Origin of the sequence: Sinorhizobium terangae, from assembly GCF_029714365.1 — a bacterium.
Taxonomy (GTDB): Bacteria; Pseudomonadota; Alphaproteobacteria; order Rhizobiales; family Rhizobiaceae; genus Sinorhizobium; species Sinorhizobium terangae.
Map to the genome: position 1 here is coordinate 3,161,271 of NZ_CP121659.1, position 18,730 is coordinate 3,180,000.

16 protein-coding genes, 1 tRNA gene, 2 rRNA genes and 1 pseudogene are annotated in these 18,730 nt (G+C 59.7%); 5 read left to right on the forward strand and 15 right to left on the reverse strand.

Features of this window, described 5'->3' with window-relative positions:
* Nucleotides 1-85 precede the first annotated feature (85 nt).
* The 4 genes from QA637_RS15010 to QA637_RS15025 form a co-directional block, all read right to left on the reverse strand.
* Entirely contained in the window at nt 86-442 is a 357-nt protein-coding gene (locus tag QA637_RS15010; protein ID WP_428843132.1) for a pilus assembly protein, read from the reverse strand.
* The gene (locus QA637_RS15015) at nt 408-1,898 is read right to left on the reverse strand and encodes a type II and III secretion system protein family protein (protein ID WP_283062092.1); all 1,491 of its coding nucleotides are present in this window, start codon (nt 1,896-1,898) and stop codon (nt 408-410) included. Before QA637_RS15015 ends, QA637_RS15010 begins: the two co-directional genes overlap by 35 nt.
* A gap of 93 nt (nt 1,899-1,991) precedes the next feature.
* Entirely contained in the window at nt 1,992-2,990 is a 999-nt protein-coding gene (cpaB, locus tag QA637_RS15020; protein ID WP_283062094.1) for a Flp pilus assembly protein CpaB, read from the reverse strand.
* Nucleotides 2,991-3,091: 101 nt separating this feature from the next.
* Nucleotides 3,092-3,310, reverse strand: a complete 219-nt coding sequence (locus QA637_RS15025; RefSeq protein ID WP_283062096.1) for a hypothetical protein — start codon at nt 3,308-3,310, stop codon at nt 3,092-3,094.
* Nucleotides 3,311-3,630: 320 nt separating this feature from the next.
* On the opposite strand from QA637_RS15025, the gene QA637_RS15030 reads away from it, so the two are divergent.
* Nucleotides 3,631-4,188 (forward strand): A24 family peptidase, encoded by a 558-nt coding sequence (locus QA637_RS15030; protein ID WP_283062098.1) that lies wholly within the window; start codon nt 3,631-3,633, stop codon nt 4,186-4,188.
* A 325-nt stretch (nt 4,189-4,513) separates the two neighbouring features.
* On the forward strand, nt 4,514-7,075 hold the full coding sequence (locus tag QA637_RS15035; RefSeq protein WP_153441217.1) for a GcvT family protein: 2,562 nt from the start codon (nt 4,514-4,516) through the stop codon (nt 7,073-7,075).
* A 72-nt stretch (nt 7,076-7,147) separates the two neighbouring features.
* On the opposite strand, the gene QA637_RS15040 is transcribed toward QA637_RS15035, so the two are convergent.
* The 3 genes from QA637_RS15040 to QA637_RS15050 form a co-directional block, all read right to left on the reverse strand.
* Nucleotides 7,148-7,306 carry a hypothetical protein gene (locus QA637_RS15040; protein WP_167528325.1) on the reverse strand — a complete coding sequence of 53 codons (159 nt, stop codon included), beginning with the start codon at nt 7,304-7,306 and terminating at the stop codon, nt 7,148-7,150.
* A gap of 109 nt (nt 7,307-7,415) precedes the next feature.
* Nucleotides 7,416-8,246, reverse strand: a complete 831-nt coding sequence (locus tag QA637_RS15045; protein ID WP_283062100.1) for a helix-turn-helix domain-containing protein — start codon at nt 8,244-8,246, stop codon at nt 7,416-7,418.
* A gap of 11 nt (nt 8,247-8,257) precedes the next feature.
* Nucleotides 8,258-8,509, reverse strand: a complete 252-nt coding sequence (locus tag QA637_RS15050) for a DUF1127 domain-containing protein (protein WP_153441215.1) — start codon at nt 8,507-8,509, stop codon at nt 8,258-8,260.
* Nucleotides 8,510-8,836: 327 nt separating this feature from the next.
* On the opposite strand from QA637_RS15050, the gene QA637_RS15055 reads away from it, so the two are divergent.
* Together QA637_RS15055 and QA637_RS15060 are read left to right on the forward strand one after the other, a co-directional pair.
* On the forward strand, nt 8,837-9,766 hold the full coding sequence (locus QA637_RS15055; protein ID WP_283062103.1) for a TauD/TfdA dioxygenase family protein: 930 nt from the start codon (nt 8,837-8,839) through the stop codon (nt 9,764-9,766).
* A gap of 183 nt (nt 9,767-9,949) precedes the next feature.
* Nucleotides 9,950-10,204, forward strand: coding sequence for a hypothetical protein (locus QA637_RS15060; protein ID WP_283062105.1), 255 nt, complete (start codon nt 9,950-9,952; stop codon nt 10,202-10,204).
* A gap of 70 nt (nt 10,205-10,274) precedes the next feature.
* On the opposite strand, the gene QA637_RS15065 is transcribed toward QA637_RS15060, so the two are convergent.
* The gene (locus QA637_RS15065) at nt 10,275-10,520 is read right to left on the reverse strand and encodes a hypothetical protein (RefSeq protein ID WP_202982052.1); all 246 of its coding nucleotides are present in this window, start codon (nt 10,518-10,520) and stop codon (nt 10,275-10,277) included.
* A 129-nt stretch (nt 10,521-10,649) separates the two neighbouring features.
* Between QA637_RS15065 and QA637_RS15070 the strand changes: the two genes are divergently transcribed.
* The gene (locus tag QA637_RS15070; protein WP_283062107.1) at nt 10,650-11,450 is read left to right on the forward strand and encodes an alpha/beta hydrolase; all 801 of its coding nucleotides are present in this window, start codon (nt 10,650-10,652) and stop codon (nt 11,448-11,450) included.
* A gap of 53 nt (nt 11,451-11,503) precedes the next feature.
* On the opposite strand, the gene QA637_RS15075 is transcribed toward QA637_RS15070, so the two are convergent.
* From QA637_RS15075 to QA637_RS15105, 7 genes and pseudogenes are all read right to left on the reverse strand, one after another.
* Nucleotides 11,504-12,010 carry a cupin domain-containing protein gene (locus QA637_RS15075; protein ID WP_283062108.1) on the reverse strand — a complete coding sequence of 169 codons (507 nt, stop codon included), beginning with the start codon at nt 12,008-12,010 and terminating at the stop codon, nt 11,504-11,506.
* A gap of 532 nt (nt 12,011-12,542) precedes the next feature.
* A complete protein-coding gene (locus QA637_RS15080) occupies nt 12,543-13,259 on the reverse strand; it encodes an ABC transporter ATP-binding protein (protein WP_283062109.1) in 717 nt (238 codons plus the stop codon).
* Nucleotides 13,240-13,695, reverse strand: a pseudogene (locus QA637_RS15085) (ATP-binding cassette domain-containing protein); the annotation flags it as partial. The gene QA637_RS15080 and the pseudogene QA637_RS15085, both read right to left, overlap by 20 nt.
* Before the next feature lie 98 nt (nt 13,696-13,793).
* The gene (locus QA637_RS15090) at nt 13,794-14,906 is read right to left on the reverse strand and encodes an NAD(P)/FAD-dependent oxidoreductase (RefSeq protein WP_283062110.1); all 1,113 of its coding nucleotides are present in this window, start codon (nt 14,904-14,906) and stop codon (nt 13,794-13,796) included.
* A 212-nt stretch (nt 14,907-15,118) separates the two neighbouring features.
* Nucleotides 15,119-15,195 (reverse strand) — tRNA-Met (locus QA637_RS15095).
* Between the two features lie 81 nt (nt 15,196-15,276).
* A 5S ribosomal RNA gene (rrf, locus tag QA637_RS15100) occupies nt 15,277-15,391 on the reverse strand.
* 226 nt (nt 15,392-15,617) lie between these two features.
* Nucleotides 15,618-18,516: ribosomal RNA gene (locus QA637_RS15105) — 23S ribosomal RNA — on the reverse strand.
* Nucleotides 18,517-18,730: the final 214 nt, after the last annotated feature.

Consider the following 18,730-nt stretch of genomic DNA (forward strand, 5'->3'; position numbering starts at 1 on the left):
CCCGGATCGCGGCGGTGCGTCCGCCGTGTGTGCTGTTACATTCCCTTCCGGCGCCCCCGCCGTTCACTCTGTCTTGCGGCCACCGTCAGTATCCCCCGCCGTTGCCGCCATTGTTGCCGCCGCCCGTGCCGGGCGGCATCGTGGCCCCCGGCAGGATCACAGCCGTGGGCGTCGGCGCGGCGCCGCCGTTACCGCCGCCCTGATAGTTGCGGATGACCCGGTTGATCACCTTGCCGTCACTGGCAATGCGCGTGTTCTGCGCCACCCGCGGGAAAGGTTCCTGCGTGTGGATGCCCTTGTTGGCTTCCACCGCGTTGCCAAGCCCGAAGGTGATCGTGTCGCGGTGATTGAGGTAGTCGGCACAGCCGGAAACGAGACTCGCGGCGGCGATGACCAGCAGTGCGCGCTTATTTCTTCGCAACGGCAAGTTGGCCTCCCACATCAAGATCGAGACGGTGCCCATAGGGCCCCTTGACGCCTTCGCCATTGCGGAAGCGGCGCAGCATGTCCTTGTCGACTTCCATAATGCCGAGGGCAAAAAGCTCCCAGTCGTTCGACGAGCGCGTCTGGTCGAGTGGGCTGTAGAGGTCCTCGCCGGGTGCGGACGGCCGCACGATGTGGGGGGTGACGATGATGACGAGATCGGACTCCCGCTTCAGGAAGCTCGTCGAGCGGAACAGCGCGCCGATCACCGGAACCTGCGACACCCACGGCAATTGTTGAACGTCCTTGGCATTGATCGACTGCAGCAACCCGGCCATGGCGAAGCTCTGGCCGTCGCGCAGCGCCACCGTGGTCTTCGCCGCGCGCGAGATGAAGCCGGGATTGCCGTTGACGTTGATCGACGTGTCGAGTTCGGAGACTTCCGGCTCGATTTTGAGACTGATGAGCCCGCTGTCGAGCACCACCGGCGTGAAGGTGAGCCTGACGCCGAAAGGCCGGTAATCGGTTTCGGTCGCGACCGTCGCGCCATTGGCAACCGTCGTCTGGATCGGCACCTCGCCGCCGGCGTGGAAGCTTGCGGTCTCGCCGCTCATGGCGATCAGGTTCGGCTGCGCCAGCCGGCGCACCAGGCCCTTCTGCTCCAGCGCATTGATGACGACGTCGATCCGGCCGCCGGCAATCTCCAGCACCTTGGCGATCAGCTGCCCGAAGGGCTGCATGCCCGTCGCCGCGCCCGCGGCGTCTTCCAGCGTGCGGACAAGCCGGCCGTCGTCGTCGACCGAAATGCCTTGGCTCGCCGTCGCCTTGCCGATGCCGTTCTTGCCCTGGCCGGACCAGCCGATGCCGAGGTCGCGGCCGGTCTGGCGCGAAGCCTCGATAACGCGCACTTCCAGCATGACCTGCTGGGAATCGCTGACGCGCAACTGATTCAGAACCGGCTGATCGGAATAGGACTGGGCGATCTCCAGCACGCGCTGTAATTCCACGGCGTCACGCACGGTGCCGGTCAGGCGGATGCGGTCGTTGGAATTGAACACCCGAACCTGCGACGAAGGTGCCGCGGAACGAATGGCGGCCGCCGCTTCGCTGAAATCGCTGGTGACGCGGATATCGATGACGCCGAGAAGATTTTTGTCGTCGTCATAGACCGAGATATTGGTGGCGCCGATCTCCTTGCCGCGGATGAACAGCGACCGGTCGGAAAGCGGCACGACATCGATAAGCTGGGCACTGCCGATGACCAGATCGCCGAACGGCTTGGCGGTCCTGATGGTCATCGTGTCGTTCGGCGGCAGCGTCACCTGCTGCACGGATCCGCCGAGATTGATGAACTTTTCCTGGGCATCAGCCTGCCCGGCCGATCCGGGTCCCAGGAGGCCAAAGGCCGAGATTGCGGCGACTAATGCCGCGAGGGACCTGGCTCGCGCCGCCCCCTTCATGCTTCCCCTCAACATTCCAGCCTCAGCCCCTCTCCTCGCAGTCTAGCCCGCCACCCCCTAGACCAATTCGCTTCCGGGAATTGCTCTAACGACAGGCCGCATTTGATATCACTGGATCAGGCCCACCCGGTGCTCCTCACGTTTGGTCGTGTTCCAGACGCCCACGGTCGCCCACTTCGGTTCCACCGGCAAGACCGGCTCCACCTTGCGCTCGACGATTTGCACCTGTTTCTCGCGAACAGGCTGCTTCAGCTTGCCTTCGACGGAGTCGATCCGGCTTCCCAATTCGTCGCCAACCTTGCGAACGAGCTTTTCGATCGTCTCGAATCGCCCATCATCAGTATTGTTGGCGAGTTCGGTCGAAATCAAGCCGCCACCGAGATCGGCAACGGTGATGGGACGGGTCTGCTCGACATTGGAGGAAGCTATGTTGCGAAGTGCCAGCGACAGTGTGCCGATGGTGGCGCCGAGCGTCAGGCGCTGGGCCTCGTCGGTCGTAACCTCGAAGGTCACGGTCTTGACGACGGATGGTTCGTCCTCGCGTTCGTCCGCCGTCTGATCCACTGCCAGCACCTTCACGCCCTGGAGCAGGACGTCGACATAGGTCTGCTCGCCGCCGTTACTGTTGCGTACGCCGCGGGTCAACAGGACATCGACACGATCCGAGGGACGGACGAAACCGGCGACGCCGAGCACGTCATTAACGCGGATTGAAACGGCTTTCATGCCTTGGTCAAGCGCGGCCGAGAGCGTCGCCCGCTCGCCGGCGCCGGTGATCTTCGAGGTCAGAACCGGCTCGCCCGGGTCGATCGCCTCCATGGCGTAACGCGGCTTGCTATCGTCGCCGAGAACCGCCTCCGTCGTCTGGAACGAACCGTCGGGCCTTTCAGCGGAGGGCCAGGGAATGGCCTTGAGGTTTTCCGGTCGTACCCGGTCGCCGAAACGCATCGCTTTGGCGGCTACAACCAGCGTCTTTTCCTGAAGTTTGACGCCACCCATAGCGGCAAGTCGCGCCTGCTGGTCGGCGAGATAGGTGCGGGTTGCAAAAACCGCAGCGAAGGCAAGCATGAGGGCAATAACAAGACTGATGATCGTCGAAGAACGCATCGCCGATACTCGCAGGAGTGATAAATAATTTTCTTAATTTCTAATATAGAATGGTGGAGGTTAATAAACCCCTCCACCAAAACTTTGCGACTGGTAAATGCTTAGCAGGTCACGCCGTTAGCAGCGTTGCTGGTGCAAGTCAGGCTACTAGAGAAAAAGGTACCCCAAGACGTCCAAGCGGTCGAAAGGTTACCGCCAGTTGTAGTAACAGCGGTAATAACTCCACCTACCAACAGGCCAAGCAGAATTAGATATTCCGTCAGCGCCACGCCATCTTCTTCCCGCGCGAAAGCGCGTACTTTAGACACAAGTGCTTTCATCGAGAAATTACCTCCAAAATATTCGGCGTACCGCATTTCCCCCGGCCCGCCCGTCATCGAGACCACCTCTCCGACTATCATGATTAATAATCTCTTAATTATTATATCGTCAACTGCTGAAATGTAGCCGGTTTCGACATCTCTATTTTATGGTTAAAATCGAGGCGGGCAAGCGACTGGATTTTTTCGCAACTCTCCTGACGGAATGCGACACATATAAATATTTCTTGATATTTATATAATTCGAAAGACTTAGAAAAACTGCGAGTCAATCGCTTTTATTGGTGACATCGCGCGAAAACGAAGGAGAAATGCGAAATATGACAGAAACAGTCGACATTATTACCGGCGTCGCGATCCTGCTTTTTCTTTATACTGCCTGGAGCGATTTCCGCTTCTGGAAGATCCCGAACGCCGTCGTCCTCGCCCTTATCGCCCTCTACGCGCTCAGTGCGGCGTTGAAACTGACCACAGCCGAACAAGCCGGTGGGGCACTCGGGCAGATGATGGCACAAGACACGGGCGCCACGCTCTTCTCCTCAACCGGCGTCGGCGGCGATATCGGCGCCGGCCTCCTCCTCTTCGGCCTCGGCTTCGGCCTCTGGTCCTTCAAGCTCTTCGGCGCCGGCGACGCCAAGCTTTTCCTGCCGATTGGCCTCTTCGTCGGCTGGCATGGCATGCTGCCCTTCGCCGTCTTCCTTCTGATCGGCGGGATCGCCGTACTCCTCGCCCTCAGACTGCCGATGCCGCTGCAGCTTGCGCATTTGTCCTTTTTCATGCGCATCGAGGAAATCCGCGCGACCCGCAAAATCCCCTACGGCGTCATCATGGTCTTCGCCACGATCGCCACCCTCGCGCTCCGCTACGGCAAGGCGTAAGAATTCCACAGACGCCGACCGGATCGAGGTCGTGCTAGCCTCTCGCCACGGATAACAATCGCCCGAATGGCTTGGAGCCGAAGCGTCGCGTTTCGATAGCGCCTGCGAAGGTCAGTGGATTCTTCTGTGATTCCCAAATTACTCCACTTCCCGTCGACGTTTTCCTCACGATATCAGTAACATGTCCGTCCCGATATCCGTGCTGCGCCGGTCCGTGGCCCGCATCGTTCTGGTCGTGCAGTATGCTGATTATGTCGTAGACAGGCTGTAGTCGTGGCGCTGCAAGCCCTAATATCCGGCTTCCAAACTAACTAGGGTCGCACTCATGGCAGAGTTTCCGCAAAAGGCGAAGGTCGTAATCATTGGGCTCGGGGGCATCGTTGGCGCGTCGATCGCGCATCACCTGATCGAGCGTGGATGGGATGACATCGTCGGCATCGATAAATCCGGCATTCCGACCGACATCGGCTCGACGGCGCATGCCTCCGACTTCTGCTACGCGACCAGCCACGACTTCCTGTCCTGTTGGACGACGCTCTATTCGGTCGATTTCTACGAGAAGATGGGCCACTACGCCCGCATCGGCGGCCTCGAGGTCGCCCGCGTCGGCGACGACGGCCGCATGGACGAGATCAAGCGCAAGGTAACCTCCGGCAAGGCCTTCGGCACGCGCGCGCGCCTGATCGAGCCGGCGGAGATCAAGGAGAAGTTCCCGCTGATCGAGGAAAGCATGGTGCAGGGAGGGCTCTGGGATCCGGACGCCGGCCTCGTCATCCCGCGCTCGCAGACCGTTGCCGGCAAGCTCGTCGACCAGGCCGTCACCGCCGGCAAGCTCCAGGCCTTCGCCAACACGCCGGCCCAGTCCCTCATCGTCAAGGACGGCCGCATCAAGGGCGTGGTCACGCATCGCGGCACGATCGAGGCCGACTACGTCATCGTCTGCGCCGGTCTCTGGGGGCGCCTGATCGCGGAAATGGTGGGCGAGGATCTGCCGGTGATGCCGGTCGACCACCCGCTCACCTTCTTCGGCCCGTATAACGAATTCGAGGGAACCGGCAAGGAAATCGGCTGGCCGCTTCTGCGCGACCAGGGCAACTCCGCCTATATGCGCGACACCGGCGATCCCAAGACCGCCGAGGGCGGCCAGATCGAGTGGGGCTATTACGAGGAGACGAACCCGCGGCTCTGCCATCCGCGTGAGCTTCTCGAAAAGCATGAAGCCCGTCTTTCGCCCTCGCAGCGCGACCTTGAAATGGAACAGATCCTGGAACCGCTGGAACGCGCAATGGAGCTGACCCCGATCCTCGGCGAGCTCGGCTACAATGAAAGCCACTCCTTCAATGGCCTGCTGCAGGTGACCACGGACGGCGGGCCTTCCGTCGGCGAAAGCCAGAAGGTCAGGGGCCTGTGGTACTGTGTCGCCATCTGGGTCAAGGACGGCCCGGGCTTCGGCAAGCTCGTCGCCGACTGGATGACCGACGGCCGCACCGCGATCGACCACAACAAGATCGATTATTCGCGCTTCTACCCGCACATGCTCGAGGAGAAGTTCATCGAAGGCCGCTGCGGGGAGGCCGCGCGGAAGATCTACAACCCGGCGGTCCATCCGCGCGAACCCTATGACACCGGCCGCGGCGTGCGCCGCTCGCCCTTCTGGGAGCGCGAGAAGGAACTCGGCGGCTACTTCATGGAATTGGGCGGCTGGGAGCGCGCCCACGGATACGCTGCCAACGAACACCTGCTCGAGAAATACGGTGACCGCGTCCCCGTGCGCGAGAACGAGTGGGACAACCGCCATTTCTGGCGCGTTTCCAATGCCGAGCATCTCGCCATGAGCGAGGACTGCGGCATGGTGAACCTGTCGCACTTCTACATGTTCGATGTGGAAGGCCCGGACCACGTCGAACTGATGGAATGGATCTGCGCGGCCAGGATCGGCGGCGACGCCAATATCGGCAAGGGCATCTACACCCACTTCCTCGATGACGAGGGCATGGTGCGGGCCGACTTGACGGTCATCCGCATGGCCGACCGCTGCCGCGTGATCGACGGCGCCGACGCCGGCCCGCGCGACTTCCACTACGTGCGCCGGATTGCCGAGGACAAGGGCTTCAACGTGACGGTCACCGACGTCACCGAGAAATACGTGACGATCGGTCTTTGGGGGCCGAACGCACGCACGACCCTGCAGAAGGTCGTAGAGAATCCCGAGGGCCTGGCGCCGGAGAACTTCCCCTTCGCCGCGATCAAGCCGATCCGGATTGCCGGCAAGGATGTCACCGCCTTCCGCATCTCCTATGTCGGCGAACAGGGCTGGGAACTGCACATGGCCTATGGCGATGCGCTCGCCGTCTGGGACGCACTCCGGGCAACCGGCGTCATGGCCTTCGGCGTCGAGACCTATGCCAACAGCCGCCGCATGGAGAAGAGCCTGCGCCTGCAGAACGCCGACCTCCTCACCGAGTACAACCTCCTGGAGGCAGATCTCGCCCGCCCGAAGGTCAAGGAGGCCGATTTCCGGGGCAAGGCGAAGCACCTCGAACATCGCGCCCGTCCGCATCAGCCGGCGATGCTCTGCACGCTGGTCATGACGGACAATGTCGATTCCAAGGGCGTCGCCCGCTATCCGGTCGGCATCCTGCCTGTGATGGATCCGGAGACCGGCGAAACGCTCGTCGACGAACTCGGCCGCCGGTCGTTCACCACCTCGATCGCCTATGGTCCGACGATCGGCAAGAACATTGCGCTTGCCTACCTCCCTTGGTCGTATTGCCAGGTCGGCCGCAAGCTCAAGGTGGAATATTTCGGCGAGACCTATCCGGTCGAAGTCGCAGGCGTCGGCTACAAGCCGCTCTACGACCCGGAAAACGTCAAGCCGCGCACCTGACGTACAACGTCAGGCAATTGCCTGCGCAATGACGACAAGCGAGCCTGCTCAAGACAGAGCAGGCTCGCTTTTTTATTTCTCGGCCTTGGCTGAGGCTCTCGCCGCTTCGGCTTCGCCAAGTGCCGTGGCGCATTCCTCGCAGCAGACTTCCACGGTCTTGCCGCCGAGCTTGACCTTGATGCTCTGTTGATCAAGCTCGCAATCGCAGGCGGCACAGGTTTTCGGGGTCATGGTGTTCACTCTCCTCTTTTGTCGTTGCTTCGACGCCAGCAAGAACACCATGCCTGCTTCCGTCGCGCTGTCAGATTTTTTAGCGAATTTCGCTTGAACGCGAGACGCTTCAACGAAGACGAAGCGTGCGTTGGAATTCCGCCGGCGTGCGGCCGTAGGCCTGTTTGAAGGCGGAGCTGAAATGGCTGTGGCTGGAAAAGCCGAGCTCGAGACCGAGCGCGGTCAGGTCGTGATACGAGCCGAGCAGGTCGAGCGCCCGCGCCAAGCGCAGGCGCAATTGATAGCGGTAAAGCGGCATCGCCTCGACCTGCTGGAAGACCTGGGTCAGATAGACCGGCGAGACGCCCACCTCTTTCGCGACCTCGCTCAGCGTCCAACGTCGGCCGGGATCGGCGGAGAGCACCAGTTTTGCCCGGCCTGCCAATTTCTCGCCGCCATAGGTACCGGTCGCTCCGTGCGAAGTCCGTTCCCCGAGTGAGCGCCTGATGAGCGTCAGCGTGAGGGTCTCGGCTTCCAGCGTCTCGGCAATGCCGCGACCAAGGCTATGGCGCAACAATGCGACGAGCGCCTGTGCGCGTGCATCGATCCTCCGGCGCTGACGCCTGAAGGAGATACTGGCGCCGGAACGCAACTGCTGCTGCGGCGCAAGCTCGGCAAGGATTTCTTCACTGACTTTCACATCAAGGCACGCGTCGCCGCCCGCGACTGGGTGGCTGATACGGTAGTCTTCGCCGTGATTGAAGAAAATCACCTGGTTGGATTCAGCCACGGTATCGCTCTTGCCGACGTGCCGCATGAAAACGCCGCGATAGGGATAGACCAGGCTCGTTGAATGCGCGCATTCCTCCGCACTCCTGCCGCGGCATGATCCGTCGCAGACCACGTCCCGAAGGGTGACGGTCGACGTCGCGAGAATCGTCTGGCACGAAAACTGGGACATGCGGGGTCCTGCTAATCGCGTTTGTAGAAATCGTTATAGGCGGCCCCGCGCGAGAGGCCAATATCCTTCAACTCGTAGTCGGAAAGCTGAAGCAGGTCCAAGCGCCCGCGCCGCGTGTCCATCCACCGGGCAAGCCGGGCCAGCAGCCGGAAAGCCAGGCCCCGCCCTTCGAGCGCAGCAAAGGCGGGAACCCTCGGCTGAGGCGGGATCAGTCTTGACACGACATGTGCCTGGTTCACGTCAGTCGAAATGCCGTCCAACATCGGATGATCTCCTCTCATCGTCTTTCGTGAGAGGAATCTGACGCAAGGCGGCACCCGGCGCTGTCAGATTATTTAGCGATCGGCACAGATCTACGGACAGAGTGTCGGGCTGCTTGGGTTCAGCAGCGGGTTTCAGCGGTTTATCGCCCGGAGGATCGGACGTTGCCATTTCAATGAATCGCAAAAACTTAGCAAATTTTGTCTATCAATTTAGTAGATAACTCTGTTCGATTACCGCGTAGTCTTATCGATATTCGACGCCCAGCGGACATGTCGCTGGCCGGATGCGACTTGCTGCCTTCTTCCAAGATCAATCAGGAGACTTCCATGAGCAATCCAGTTCTTGTCAACGAAACCATTCCTGAGCTCGACGTCGTGCCGCTGACCGGCCGCGTCGGAGCCGAAATCAAGGGTGTCCGTCTTGGCGGAGATCTTACGGATGCAACGATCGGCTCCATCAACCAGCTTCTTCTGAAGCACAAGGTGATCTTTTTCCGCGACCAGGAGCACCTCGACGATGCCGCGCAGGAACTGTTCGCGCGACGCCTGGGCGACCTCGTACCGCATCCCACGCAGGGTGCCGCGGCTGGCACGGCCTCGATCCTCAATCTCGATTCCAGCCGCGGCGGCGGCCGGGCGGACCAGTGGCACACCGACGTGACCTTCGTGGATGCCTATCCGAAGTTCTCGGTTCTGCGCGGCGTCGTCATTCCGGCGGCCGGAGGCGACACGATCTGGTCCAACACGCATGCCGCATACGAAAGCCTTCCGGAGCCGCTCAAATTGTTGGCCGCCAATCTCTGGGCCATTCACAGCAATGTTTATGATTACGCCGCCGTGCGCCCGCGCGCGACCGCCGAAGAGAAGAAGCATTTCGAGGAAGTCTTCACATCGACGATCTACGAGACCGAGCATCCGGTCGTGCGGGTCCATCCGGAAACCGGGGAAAGATCCTTGCTGCTCGGCAATTTCGTCCAGCGCCTCGTCGGCCTCTCAAAGAGCGACTCGGCAAAACTTTACGAGGTGTTCCAGTCCTACGTGACTGCCCCGGAAAACACCGTGCGCTGGCGCTGGAGGGCCGGCGACGTTGCCATTTGGGACAACCGCGCCACGCAGCACTATGCGGTCAACGACTATGGCGACCAGCACCGGGTCGTACGCCGCGCCACCGTTGATGGCGATGTGCCGCTCAGCGTCGATGGCCGGCGCAGCGTGACCCGCATCAAGGCAGCCAAGCCGGCAGCGAAGGCCGCTTGAACGCATCCTCCCGAAGACACTGCAGCGCCGCAGCAGACTTCCGATCGCCGCGGCGCCTGCGGCCTCAATTCCTCGGCCAGCCGAGGAATTGACCATACGCCCCAGCCTCCTGAGTGCTCAAAAACATGCATGGGTGCATAATCAGGCATGGCTCTCAAGCGATCGGACGGAGGAGAAGTGCAAATGAAGGTCGACCCTGGACCGAGAAAAGTGAACGCTGAATATGCGATTGAGTACCTCCAGGAAAATCCGGAAGCCGGGCTTTGCTGCGAGGACAAGCGCTGCTGGATTACGCCGAATGCAAACGAAACCGATGATGAGGTCCTGCTGATTGACGTCACTGAGGCCGAGCGGCTGAAGGATAATCCGCGCCTTCGGCTCGTGCCTGGAATCGCTCATACGGGCCGGTCGCTCTGGGTCGTCCGGCGAATGACATAACGACCGTCGGATGTTCCAGATAGTCGGAACTGGTCGGAGCTTAGCTTAGTCCGGGGGGGGCATTGTGGGGTCACGGATCGCCGCCTCCCCGTGAGTGGGCGCGCTCATACATCGTCAACGCCCACTCCATTGAAAAATCGTCGCGATGGAAGATGTAGATGTTGCCGTCGCTGCCCCTGACCTTGAAATATCGGTAGTCGGCACCATGCCACTGATCGATGCTTTCGGTCACTTCGATCTGCCGGCCGTTGAGCCAGAACCGTCGAAGCTTTTCGGCGCCGCCCTCCTCCATATAGGTCTGGACCTGAACTTGCATGGCACACTCACCTTGCCACGGCGCCGGCTGTCGTCCCTCAGCACCCTTTGTTCATTTGAGAAGACGGCGCCGCTGTAGACAGCTTGCCGGTACGATATATGTTTAATCGAGCCGCGGGTGGATGTTGTCGTGACCGCCACAAAACTCCTGCTGATGTTATCGATGATGGCGGCTTTCGCCTATTTGTCGCTGGTCGGCCTCACATATGTGTCGCAGCGCACCATCCTCTATCCGGGCGCAAGCTGGATGCCGACTCCAGAGCAGGCGAGTTGGGGGGAAAACGTTTCCATCAGGACGCCCGACGGAGAAACGCTTCACGCAACCTACAGCCAAGCCGAACCCGGCAAGGCGTCGGTGCTGTTCTTCCTCGGCAATGCCGACCGGATCGGGAACTACGACTTCCTCGCCCAGGCGCTGGCCTTACGAGGCATTGGCCTGCTTGCAATCTCCTATCGCGGCTATCCCGGATCAACCGGCGCCCCGAGCGAGGCCGGGCTCATGACCGATGGCCTCGCCGCCTTCGACTGGCTCGCCGGCCGCACTGAAGGCAAGATCGTTGTTCTCGGCCAGTCGCTCGGAAGCGGCGTCGCCGTCAATACCGCCTGGCAAAGACCGGCTTCCGCAGTCGTTCTGGTTTCGGCCTATCTGTCGGTCTTGTCACTCGCTGAGGCGCGTTACCCGTTTTTTCCGGTCAGTCTCCTTATCAAGGATCCTTTCCGTTCGGATTTAAGAATAGCGCAGGTGAGGCAACCGAAGCTGTTTATCCACGGTCGGCGCGACGCTATCATCCCGCTGTCTTCCGGCAAGGCTCTATTTGACATTGCTTCCGAGCCCAAGCGGATGCTGGTCTACGACGGCTCCGGCCATAACGATCTCTGGGATACCCGGATGGTCGGCGATATCATCCGCTTCGTGGAGGCGCTGGAGTGACGCTCTTGCGCCGCGAGCGATCCGGGAAATAGCGCATCCTTCAGCGGAAGCGATCAACCCGGATGCTTGTGGATCGGATCGACCCAATAGACTTCCTCCGGCTTTTCCACCGGATCGACGTCGGTGATGTTGACAACCACGGCCTCGTTGTCGGACCGCACCAGAACACATTCCAGCGCGTTGTCGGGATCCGCATTGATTTCCTGGTGCGGTACATAAGGCGGCACGTAGATGAAGTCGCCGGGTCCGGCCTCCGCCACATATTCGAGCCTGTCGCCCCACCGCATGCGTGCCTTGCCCCGAACAACGAAGATCACGCTTTCAAGCGGACCGTGGTGATGCACGCCGGTCTTGGCATTTGGTTCGATCGCCACGGTGCCCGCCCAGATCTTCTGAGCGCCCACACGGGCGTGATTGATGGCCGCCTGCCGGTACATGCCGGGCGTCTGGGGCGTGTTGTCATCGAGTTGGTCGCCCTTGATGACGCGAACGCCGTCATGCTTCCACCGGCCCTCTCCATTTTCGTGGTCATGATCGCGATGATGGTGGTGATCCGACATTCTGTGTCTCCGTCTCGTGGCATGAGCCAATGCGCATAGGCCCGAGCCAGTCGATCCGACACCTTCGGCGCGATCAGCCTTTTGCGCCCTCGCAAGCTGCGCTCGGAAACCTACGGCATGCTACCCTAACCGGAATCACCTCAGGGACAAAATCGTGCAGCCATTCAAAGTTCCACAACGACAGTGCCACGCGTCCGACTGGATGCGCGGCGCTGTCATTTCGAGACTTGAATCACGCTTCTCGATAGGGGAGCCGGGCACGCGGGCGGACCGTGACCCCGCACGCCCGAAGATTTTATCCGGATTGCCCGCAGATATTTGCCATGGAACACAAACAAGATCAGCGGACATTTACGGAAATTACTAGTTCATCAGAATACATAATGTGTAAAATGATAAATCGTATTTGCCGTATAAGCTTATGATTAATTCACAACCCGCCAGAATATACGCATAGATATACGCAGCGTCGCTGACAATACACGCGACACTGGATGGCATGGCAAGCGCCGGCAAAACCGGCAGTTACAGCTTAATGCAGCCCACCGACTCCCAGCAGGGTTTCTACCGACTGCTGGTCCTGCGAAAGCTCCTGCGGCGTTCCAGACCAGGCCATCCGGCCGCGTTCGAGGATGATCACCTCATCCGCAAAGTCCAACGCGCTTTGGATTCGCTGCTCGACGAGCAAAATCGTCATCTCCCCGGAAGCAGCCAGCTTGCCGAAAGCTTCCATGAGCTCTTCGCAGATGACCGGGGCGAGCCCTTCCAACGGCTCGTCCAGCAACAACACCGAAGGCTGCCCCAGAATCGTCCGCGCCGTCGTCAGCATCTGCTGCTCGCCCCCCGAAAGCTGCGAACCCAGGTTCCGGCGTCGCTCCTTCAGTCGCGGGAACATTGCATAGGCTTCTTCGATCGCCGATTTCGGTCGAGTCTTCAGACCAACGAACAGGTTCTCCTCCACCGTCAGCGTCGGAAAGACGTCACGCGACTGTGGCACATAGCCCAGCCCCTTGAGGGCACGGGTGGCGCTGTCGGCCCCCTCGATATTCTCACCGTTCACTTGAATAGTGCCGCCATAACGGCGTGTCTGGCCTGCAAGGGTGGCAAACAGCGTCGATTTGCCCATGCCGTTGCGCCCGAGTATACCCAGCCTTTTCCCGGCGGATACGGAGAAGGAAATGTCCTCCAGGACGCGCGTTGGGCCATAACCGGCACAGAGGCCCGAAATCTCAAGCGATGCTGCTGTCATTGGCATAGCTCCCCAAATAGGCATGGCGGACACGGTGGTCCTTGGTAACATCTCCAGGCAGGCCATCGAAGATGATCTCACCCGCGGCCAGATCCGAAGGCAGATCGGCGATCGCCCGTTCGATCCGCGCGGTATCGCTTTGCGGCACCCCGGCAGCCGGCTCGTCCAGCAAGAGCACTTTCGGCTTCAGCGCAAGGGCCAGAGCCAATTCCAGCAGCCGTTGCTGGCCGTAGGCGATCTCGCTGACACGACGCCGCGCAAGCTGCGCGATCCCGAGGCGCGTCAGGAGTGCATACACCTCCTCCATCACCTCGCGCATGGCGCGGTGGCTGGAAAAACATGCGTCCAGAACGCGATTCCCTTTGCAGAATCGCCAGAGCCACATGTTCCTCGGCGTCCTTTCGGAAAACAGCCGGGTCACCGGGAACGACCGTAGCCTGCGGGAAAATGAGGCTGTTACCGCACCGTGCGTCTGAACTGCTGCATGATTTCGCCCTTAGTTTGACTTTGCCCTTAAGGACCCATGCACTAAAATCAGCGCAGTGCGTGGAGCGCCATGTCGCGGACATGGTGGGCGAGCGCCAGTGACGATGTAAGCCCCGGCGATTCGATACCGAAGAGGTTGATCAGCCCCGGCACACCGTGTCTGTCCGGCCCCTGGATACAGAAATCCTGGTTGGCAATCTCCGGCGGCACGATCTTCGGCCGGATGCCGGAATAGGCCGGCGCGAGCGTCCCGTCCTTGAGGTCCGGATAATATCGGCGAACGCCTTGGTAAAAGAGCGCCGCCCTTTCCGGATCCACGTGGTAATCGATCTGGTCGATCCACTCGACGTCAGGCCCGAATCGGGCGCGCCCGGCCATATCGAGCGTCAGGTGAATGCCGAGGCCGCCCTTGACAGGCACCGGATAGATGAGGCGCGAGAACGGCGTTCTTCCGGTCAGAGAGAAATAGGTGCCCTTGGCATAATACGAGGACGGCACCAATTGCCGAGGCAGGCCGTCGATCGCATTGGCAAGTGCCGGAGCATGCAGGCCTGCCGCATTGACGAAGAGCCTGCAGCGAAACGTAAGCGGGTCATCGCCGCCGGTGTCGACCTCAATGCGGCCGTCGCCAGCCCTGGCGCGGACGACAGGGCTTTTCAGCGCAAGAAGCGCGCCGGCATTCTGGGCATCGCCGAGCAGCGAGAGCATGTAGGCATGGCAGTCGATGATCCCCGTGGACGGGGACAACAAGGCGCCGATGGTGGAAAGTGAGGGCTCCAGTTCCCTTGCCTCGGCCGCGGATATCTGGCGGATGTCGGCAACGCCATTTGCCGCAGCCTTGGCCGCAATCTCCGGCAGGCGCTGCAGTTCCTCCGCCGACGTGGCGACGATCAGCTTTCCGCAGTTCCAGTGCGGCAGGCCGCGTTCCCGGCAATAGGCGTAGAGAGCTTTGCGGCCGGCGACGCAGAAACGGGCCATGAGGCTGTCGGCTGGATAGTAGATGCCAGCATGAATGACCTCACTGTTGCGAGACGAGGTCTCCGTGCCGATCGCATCGGCCGCCTCGAGGATCAAGACCTCGCGGCCGGCGAGCGCCAGGGCCCGCGCCACCGCAAGACCCATCACACCCGCACCGGCGACCACACAATCGAGTTCGTCCAAGATCTTCTCCGCATCCAAGGCTGCTGGTTTGTAGAGGAACACAGACCAGCGCCTTGTCGCAAGACGCGCTATCGCCCGATCCGATACAGCGCTACGCATCCAATCGGACGCGCAATGGTCGCTGTAGCCCTCCGAAGAATCGTACAAGTGGGTCCGAACTGCGCGGGGGAACGACAAAACCCCCGGGGCGTTTGGGCACCGGGGGTTTTTGTTGGTTGCGGGGGCAGGATTTGAACCTGCGGCCTTCAGGTTATGAGCCTGACGAGCTACCGGGCTGCTCCACCCCGCGTCAACTTTCGTTTTTGTTTTGTGTTGTTTTCGCCGTTTGCCGGCGTTTGTGAGAGAAGATGTTTTATCTTGCGATTTGCAGACCTGGCAGCGACCTACTCTCCCGCGTCTTAAGACGAAGTACCATCGGCGCTGGGGCGTTTCACGGCCGTGTTCGGAATGGGAACGGGTGCAGCCACCCCGCCAGAACCACCAGGTCGGCAAAGCGCAAGCGTTGCTCCCCGGAGGGGAGCAAATTGTCGAGAAGCTGGTGAAGCGATTGCTTCGTTTTGAACACGTCATGCGTCTTATCCGAACAACTCCAGCAGCCGGCAGAGCCGAGCCGCCAGTCGTCTGGCGCGCCGTCCGCAGCGTCGGCCGAAGGCCGACAGCGTGAGGACAAAGAATTGCGATGCGCATCCATGATGAGCATAAGCAATGGGAACGATCAAGCCGATCGAACGATTAGTACCGGTAAGCTTCATGCGTTGCCGCACTTCCACACCCGGCCTATCAACGTGGTCGTCTTCCACGGTTCTCAAGGGAATACTCGTTTTCAGGTGGGTTTCCCGCTTAGATGCCTTCAGCGGTTATCCCTTCCATATATAGCTACCCTGCTATGCCCTTGGCAGGACAACAGGTCCACCAGAGATATGTCCATCCCGGTCCTCTCGTACTAGGGACAGATCCTGTCAATATTCCTACACCCACGGCAGATAGGGACCGAACTGTCTCACGACGTTCTGAACCCAGCTCACGTACCGCTTTAATTGGCGAACAGCCAAACCCTTGGGACCTGCTCCAGCCCCAGGATGCGATGAGCCGACATCGAGGTGCCAAACAACCCCGTCGATATGGACTCTTGGGGGTCATCAGCCTGTTATCCCCGGCGTACCTTTTATCCGTTGAGCGATGGCCCTTCCACGCGGGACCACCGGATCACTATGACCGACTTTCGTCTCTGCTCGACTTGTCAGTCTCGCAGTCAGGCGGGCTTATGCCATTGCACTCGACGAGCGATTTCCGACCGCTCTGAGCCCACCATCGCGCGCCTCCGTTACTCTTTCGGAGGCGACCGCCCCAGTCAAACTACCCACCATACACTGTCCCGGATCCGGATGACGGACCGCGGTTAGACATCCATGACGATAAGGGTGGTATTTCAAGGACGGCTCCACAGGAACTGGCGTCCCTGCTTCAAAGCCTACCACCTATCCTACACATGCCGACACGAATGCCAGTGTAAAGCTATAGTAAAGGTGCACGGGGTCTTTCCGTCTGACCGCAGGAACCCCGCATCTTCACGGGGAATTCAATTTCACTGAGTCTGCGTTGGAGACAGCGGGGAAGTCGTTACGCCATTCGTGCAGGTCGGAACTTACCCGACAAGGAATTTCGCTACCTTAGGACCGTTATAGTTACGGCCGCCGTTTACTGGGGCTTCGATTCAGAGCTTGCACCCCTCCTCTTAACCTTCCAGCACCGGGCAGGCGTCAGACCCTATACGTCGTCTTGCGACTTCGCAGAGCCCTGTGTTTTTGATAAACAGTCGCTACCCCCTGGTCTGTGCCACCCCATCATACTTGCGTACAAAAGGGTCACGCTTCTTCCGAAGTTACGCGTGCAATTTGCCGAGTTCCTTCAACGCAGTTCTCTCAAGCGCCTTGGTATACTCTACCTGACCACCTGTGTCGGTTTCGGGTACGGTCTATACGGTGGAGCTATTTCCCGGGACCGCGTCCAGGCCTGGACAATCCAATAAGTCCAGACAAGTTAAGCGATCCGTCACTACCACCAGGCCCACGAATATTAACGTGGTTCCCATCGACTACGCGTGTCCGCCTCGTCTTAGGGGCCGGCTAACCCTGCTCAGATTAACTTTAAGCAGGAACCCTTGGTCTTTCGGCGAGAGGGTCTCTCACCCTCTTTATCGTTACTCATGTCAACATTCGCACTTCCGATACCTCCAGGACCCCTCACGGGTATCCCTTCACAGGCTTACGGAACGCTCCGCTACCACGTGCCTTGCGGCACATCCTCAGCTTCGGTGCATGGCTTTAGCCCCGTTACATTTTCGGCGCAAAGACCCTTATTTAGACCAGTGAGCTGTTACGCTTTCTTTAAATGATGGCTGCTTCTAAGCCAACATCCTGGTTGTTTTGGGATCCTCACATCCTTTCCCACTTAGCCATGACTTGGGGACCTTAGCTGGAGGTCAGGGTTGTTGCCCTTTTCACGACGGACGTTAGCACCCGCCGTGTGTCTGCCGACTAGTACTCCCCGGTATTCGGAGTTTGGTTAGGATCAGTAAGACGGTGAGTCCCCATAGCCCATCCAGTGCTCTACCCCCGGGGGTATTCGGTCGACGCTCTACCTAAATAGATTTCGCGGAGAACCAGCTATTTCCGAGTTTGATTGGCCTTTCACCCCTAGCCACAAGTCATCCCAATCTATTGCAACAGATGCGGGTTCGGTCCTCCAGTTGGTGTTACCCAACCTTCAACCTGCTCATGGCTAGATCACTCGGTTTCGGGTCTAATGCGACGAACTGAACGCCCTGTTCAGACTCGCTTTCGCTGCGCCTTCACCTATCGGCTTAAGCTTGCTCGTCACACTAAGTCGTTGACCCATTATACAAAAGGTACGCCGTCACCCTTGCGGGCTCCGACTGTTTGTAGGCATCCGGTTTCAGGTTCTATTTCACTCCCCTTGTCGGGGTGCTTTTCACCTTTCCCTCACGGTACTTGTTCGCTATCGGTCATGCACGAGTACTTAGGCTTGGAGAGTGGTCTCCCCATGTTCAGACAGGATTTCTCGTGTCCCGCCTTACTCAAGGACAATGAGTGTTCTACGTGTAAGGGGCTATCACCCTCTACGGCCGACCTTTCCAAATCGTTCCACTTCATTCCTCATTGCCACTGGCCTGGTCCGCGTTCGCTCGCCACTACTTGCGGAGTCTCGGTTGATGTCCTTTCCTGCAGGTACTTAGATGTTTCAGTTCCCTGCGTTCGCTTCTTATCCCTATGTATTCAGAATAAGATACCTTTCAACAATGCTTGGAAACCATTTTGGTTCTCACTCACGCGTCGTACCGCTCCTTCGGAGCTGACGCTCCGTTAGGGCGCGCAACGATGCGCGACGGCCTCTGGCCTTGCGAAGCTTCGCTTCGTTCAGCCAAACGACAACCAAAATGATTTTCCAAGCATTTAAGGTGGGTTGCCCCATTCGGAGATCCATGGATCAAAGCTCATTCGCAGCTCCCCACGGCTTATCGCAGCGTATCACGTCCTTCATCGCCTGTGCATGCCAAGGCATCCACCAAATGCCCTTTTGACACTTGATCGTTCTCATTGCCAATGCTCATCCTTATTGGGTTTGGCTAAGCTTACCCACTCGGCTTGTCGCCTCGTAGGGCAGCCAAACCTGACTATCCGGACACCTTGCAGTGCGCCGAACCAGTCAGTCCCAAGCACTCGTTAAGAATGCCCGGCCCAAAAGCCCGGTTACCTTTTACAACCGGGCCGATCAGATGCCATCGACGTGTTCGACACGGTCCT

What these genes read in the sequence shown, in the direction of transcription:
- QA637_RS15010 (WP_428843132.1), bottom strand. Translation starts at nt 442, where the DNA reads ATGTGGGAGGCCAACTTGCCGTTGCGAAGAAATAAGCGCGCACTGCTG.
- QA637_RS15015 (WP_283062092.1), bottom strand. Translation starts at nt 1,898, where the DNA reads ATGTTGAGGGGAAGCATGAAGGGGGCGGCGCGAGCCAGGTCCCTCGCG.
- cpaB (WP_283062094.1), bottom strand. Translation starts at nt 2,990, where the DNA reads ATGCGTTCTTCGACGATCATCAGTCTTGTTATTGCCCTCATGCTTGCC.
- QA637_RS15025 (WP_283062096.1), bottom strand. Translation starts at nt 3,310, where the DNA reads ATGAAAGCACTTGTGTCTAAAGTACGCGCTTTCGCGCGGGAAGAAGAT.
- QA637_RS15030 (WP_283062098.1), top strand. Translation starts at nt 3,631, where the DNA reads ATGACAGAAACAGTCGACATTATTACCGGCGTCGCGATCCTGCTTTTT.
- QA637_RS15035 (WP_153441217.1), top strand. Translation starts at nt 4,514, where the DNA reads ATGGCAGAGTTTCCGCAAAAGGCGAAGGTCGTAATCATTGGGCTCGGG.
- QA637_RS15040 (WP_167528325.1), bottom strand. Translation starts at nt 7,306, where the DNA reads ATGACCCCGAAAACCTGTGCCGCCTGCGATTGCGAGCTTGATCAACAG.
- QA637_RS15045 (WP_283062100.1), bottom strand. Translation starts at nt 8,246, where the DNA reads ATGTCCCAGTTTTCGTGCCAGACGATTCTCGCGACGTCGACCGTCACC.
- QA637_RS15050 (WP_153441215.1), bottom strand. Translation starts at nt 8,509, where the DNA reads ATGTTGGACGGCATTTCGACTGACGTGAACCAGGCACATGTCGTGTCA.
- QA637_RS15055 (WP_283062103.1), top strand. Translation starts at nt 8,837, where the DNA reads ATGAGCAATCCAGTTCTTGTCAACGAAACCATTCCTGAGCTCGACGTC.
- QA637_RS15060 (WP_283062105.1), top strand. Translation starts at nt 9,950, where the DNA reads ATGAAGGTCGACCCTGGACCGAGAAAAGTGAACGCTGAATATGCGATT.
- QA637_RS15065 (WP_202982052.1), bottom strand. Translation starts at nt 10,520, where the DNA reads ATGCAAGTTCAGGTCCAGACCTATATGGAGGAGGGCGGCGCCGAAAAG.
- QA637_RS15075 (WP_283062108.1), bottom strand. Translation starts at nt 12,010, where the DNA reads ATGTCGGATCACCACCATCATCGCGATCATGACCACGAAAATGGAGAG.
- QA637_RS15080 (WP_283062109.1), bottom strand. Translation starts at nt 13,259, where the DNA reads ATGACAGCAGCATCGCTTGAGATTTCGGGCCTCTGTGCCGGTTATGGC.